Source organism: Vibrio sp. J1-1, assembly GCF_021728395.1.
Lineage (GTDB): Bacteria > Pseudomonadota > Gammaproteobacteria > Enterobacterales > Vibrionaceae > Vibrio.
Map to the genome: position 1 here is coordinate 1 of NZ_JAKKCM010000037.1, position 2,918 is coordinate 2,918.

The following is a 2,918-nucleotide window of genomic DNA, read 5'->3' on the forward strand; positions in this document are numbered from 1 at the left end:
CGCCATAACAAAGCGTTTAAGACGGATTCACAACGCTTGGCGATTTCAGTTTAAGTTGAATTTAGTGTTTAAGGTACAATGGTTTATGCTGGGTGGTAGCGTTGTTCACCACTTAACGCGGCGTTATATTTGCAGGTGAGTTTAAGGGTTGAGAAGTAGCAGTGCTAGGATAAGCTAATCTCTAGCACCACTTCAGATATTAAAGAATGCAATGCTTAGCGAAGTCAGCAGCTTCATTGGCTGACCAATCACCTTTTGGTTTCTCTTTTAAGTCGTTACACCACGCTTCGCTGCCGACTTCAGTACAAGCCGAAAGTGCGAAACAAACAAAGACTAAGCTAAGTAGCTTTTCACGATAATAACTCCTTTCATATCGTATATAATTTGATTCATTAAATGTGTAATATCAGTTAATGTCAAATAAGTTATTAGTAATTGATAACAAAGAGTTAGTTCACCGAACAACAAATATAACAAAGCGTTTAAGGGTGATTCCAAACGCTTGCCGGTTTCGCTTCGCTCAAGTGTGGCAAACGCTTGTCACACCTTAACGCGGCGTTAGTTTGCAAGAGGAAAAACGCAGCTATATCGCAAGATCTAGTGGTAAATGCTCAAAGTTGAAATTGTCCGTATCGGCGTTCAATTTCAGTGTTAACTAGCGTGGTGAAAATTCAAAATTGGCATCGTTTCAACGGTTGATTTGTTTTTTGGTGCGGCGACTTTTGGGTTACCTGAGTCGAACTTTTTTGCTGAAACTCTGCTCGTTGAGTTTGTTGGTACAAAAGCCGATCTACTCGCTGAAATAGCGTTTTCTCTGGTGTGGTAAGTTCATGTGGTTTCAGTGGCTTTGTTGAAAGTCCGCATTGTGAGATTGGTTTTCCAAAAGCGCTTTTTGGTGTTGTTAGTTCGTTTTCTGCGGCGTTGTTTGTTCCACGTGGTTTCATTGAGTAGCCGCTTTGAGACTACGCCTGACTTAAGTGCATCAAAACACATAAAGTTTATTGTTTGCAAAGTTTAAAATAACGTAAAATAAACGCTTTGGGTTTGCAAACTAACAAACTGCTCAAGAGGGATTCGCAACGCGTGGCATTTTTACTATGCGTTGATTTTAGTGATTAAGGTGGTTTTCGGTGGCTTCGGTATTGCGTTGCTCACCCCTTAGCAGGGCGTTAAATTGCTTTCAATCCCGCCACTACGGGTTTGTAGTGACGAAGATATCATATAAAGTTATAAAATATACAAGCTGTTTTCGTTAAACTCTGACGTGATCAAGCTAGCTTCAGATGGGTGCTTCATTTTAGTTAAAAGAGCATCCCAAAGTCGTTCATCAAATGCACCATCTAGGTAAGCATATCTGCAAATATGAAGCAACTCAGCCCTCGAACTTTTGCCACCGAATTGGTCTTCGAGCTCATAGAATGTAGGACTGTTATTATTTAACCAACGATCATCTAGGTAATTGATAACTTCCGTCGCAAACTCATTCGATACCTTAAAGTGTTCTGCAAAATTCTCGTGTGGATAATCCGGAACACTATAATCGCCATCATGTAGAAAAGGGTATAGTCCCTTCATCCAAGCATAGACATATGAACTAGGTAACAGGTCTGGTGTCAATCGCTTAATATGTATAATTTGTGCTCTTTGCTGTGCGAAGAGAGCGTTCATAACTTTATCGTTATTCATGGCATGTTCCTTAGTTAATGGTACAGAAAATAAATGAGGGCAGTGAAATGCTAACCCAAGGTTATGCTACAAGTTTCTTTTTCGGCTGTGATCAATTTAACAAACGGTTCAAGAGGGACTACCAACGCTTGGCGGTTTTAGTTCAAACTGGCTTTAGTGTTTAAGGTGGCAATTTTAAGTTTGATGTAAAGCGTTGTTAGCCCCTTAACCGGGCGTTAGTTGTTTTAAGAGGAAGTATTGAATGCAGTGGATATCTGCTTATAGTCGTTTGTTCAGTATGTTGGATAAGACAGGTTCACCCGCTTACCACAGCGGCTCAGCCTTCATTAAGGTCGTTCAACAGTTTGACCTTGGCTTGCCAGGTTATTCGCTCTACATTGAAGAAAGGAACAGGCTGAAACAGAGTACGACTCGTCGAGATTTTTACTGGGACATTCTCAAAAATCTCGATGAATCAACACGATTCGAAGTATTTCGAGCCTTCATAGATATTGTCGAGCCACATTGTCCAACTGAAGCTCAAGATCTTCGATCATATATGTTTGGTAACGGTAACCCTGTTCCCAAGGCTACTATTCCAAACCATCAGTGGAGTTCTGATAAACTCAATTCGACACTGTCTAAAATTGACAATGCAATAGATACGGCAAACTACAACAATGCAATGACTTTGGCATATACGTGTCTGGAGGGGTTGTATAAATCCTATGTTCAGAAACATGTTCCAGCTAGCAGCAATGTCACTGACTTAATACCGTTGTCCAAGTTGGTTCGCACAGACATTGATTCAAAGCTATCAGCAGTAGGTAGTTATCCAGTTCAAATGGTGACAAGTATTTCTACACTTACCAGTGCAATTGCAAACTCTAGAAATAGCTTTAGTGATTCACACTTTGATCATGATGCTAATAAATGGCTAGCTATCTATAGTCGAGATTTGGTTAACTCTATTGGACGTTTGTTATTGCACTTTCTGTGAGCCAAACAACTAACAAGCAATTTAAGAGGGATTCACAACGCTTGGCATTTTTACTTCTACTTCAAATTTAGTGTTTATGGCACAATGCTTTAGGTTTGGGTGGAGGCGTTGTTCACCCCTTAATTGGGCGTTAGGCGCAGTGAGAAATTTCGTGGGTCATATCTCTAATTTCTCTCCGGCCATTCGCTCCAGTTTTTCGGCAATCTGGCTTTATCTTCCCAAGTTCTTGAATCACTCAATCCGTAATACATGC

General features: G+C 40.5%; 3 protein-coding genes. 1 reads left to right on the top strand and 2 read right to left on the bottom strand.

Annotated elements, in window-relative coordinates; genetic code table 11:
* Positions 1-199: 199 nt before the first annotated feature.
* The gene (locus L3V31_RS21845; protein ID WP_237319318.1) at positions 200-379 is read right to left on the bottom strand and encodes a DUF3012 domain-containing protein; all 180 of its coding nucleotides are present in this window, start codon (positions 377-379) and stop codon (positions 200-202) included.
* Positions 380-1,227: 848 nt separating this feature from the next.
* Positions 1,228-1,686, bottom strand: a complete 459-nt coding sequence (locus L3V31_RS21855; protein WP_237319315.1) for a hypothetical protein — start codon at positions 1,684-1,686, stop codon at positions 1,228-1,230.
* Positions 1,687-1,927: 241 nt separating this feature from the next.
* Between L3V31_RS21855 and L3V31_RS21860 the strand changes: the two genes are divergently transcribed.
* Complete coding sequence (locus L3V31_RS21860; RefSeq protein ID WP_083150900.1) at positions 1,928-2,665, top strand: hypothetical protein; 738 nt, start codon at positions 1,928-1,930, stop codon at positions 2,663-2,665.
* Positions 2,666-2,918 lie beyond the last annotated feature (253 nt).